Raw genomic sequence first — 1,054 nt, forward strand, 5'->3', positions numbered from 1 at the left:
GGCCTGGTGACCCGGGCTGGCGGCGCGATCCGCTTCACCCCGCCCGCACTGTCGGAGGTGCTCGCCGACGAGGCCGGCGCCGAGGAACGCGCCCGGATCCACGACGCGCTGGCCGCGGCGGCGCTCGACCCGATCGGCGCGCTGCGGCATCGGGCGCTGCGCAGCGGCCTGCCGGATGCCGCGGTCGCCCGATCGCTGGCCGGCTCGGCCGATCGGGCGGCCCGGGCCCAGGCCGGACGGACCGCCGCCGAGCTCTATCTGCTCGCCGCCGCCCGCGGCACCGCCGCGCTGGCGGCCGATCGGCTGGACTGGCTGCTGGCCGCCGCCGGCGTCGCCGCCGCCAGTGGCGCACCGGAGCTGGCCGGGCAGGCCGCCGAGGCGGTGCTGGCCAGCCCCGGCGCCCCGGCCGCGCATCGGGTTCGCGCCCGCCTGGTGCTGATCGACCTGGCCGGCCAGGCGCTCGCGGAGATGGGGGAGATGTTCGCGGCGGCGCTGATCGAGGCGGGCGACGACCCGGTGCTGCGCGCGCCGGTGCGGCTGCGCCGGACCTGGGCGGCCATCGTCGGCGGCGACCCGGACGCGGCCGCCACCGAGGCGGAACGCACCGCCGCCGACGCCCGCGAGGCCGGCGACGCGACCACCGAGTCGATGGCGCTCAGCGCCCTGGCGCAGGTGCAGCGCATGCGCGGCGAGGAGCGCTGGATCGAGACCCTGCGGGCCGCGCTCAGCCTGCCCGCCGAGCAGGTGCCCGGCTTCCTGCATCTGGGGCCGCGCTACATGGCGGCCCGGTTCGCGATGGTCGACGACCGGCTCGACGAGTCCCGGGACGAGTTGCTCGGGCTGCTCGCGGTGGCCGAGCAGGACCGCACCGGCGAGGCGCTGGTCGAGGTGCTGCGTAGCCTGTCCGAGGTGGCCACCCGCGCGGGTCGCTGCCGGGAGGCGTTGCGTTACGCGCATCGGGCGGTGGAGGCCGCCCAGCGGGCCGGTCTGAGTCCCGGCCCGACCTGGTACACCGCCGCGGTGGCGGAGCTGGCCGGTGGCAGCTTGCCGGCCG

Annotated in this window: 1 pseudogene; it reads left to right on the forward strand. The window is 78.8% G+C overall.

The features are described from left to right. A pseudogene (locus AB0M20_RS45480) lies at window positions 1-1,054 on the forward strand (helix-turn-helix transcriptional regulator); the annotation flags it as partial.

This window comes from Actinoplanes sp. NPDC051633 (assembly GCF_040681735.1).
Lineage (GTDB): Bacteria > Actinomycetota > Actinomycetes > Mycobacteriales > Micromonosporaceae > Actinoplanes.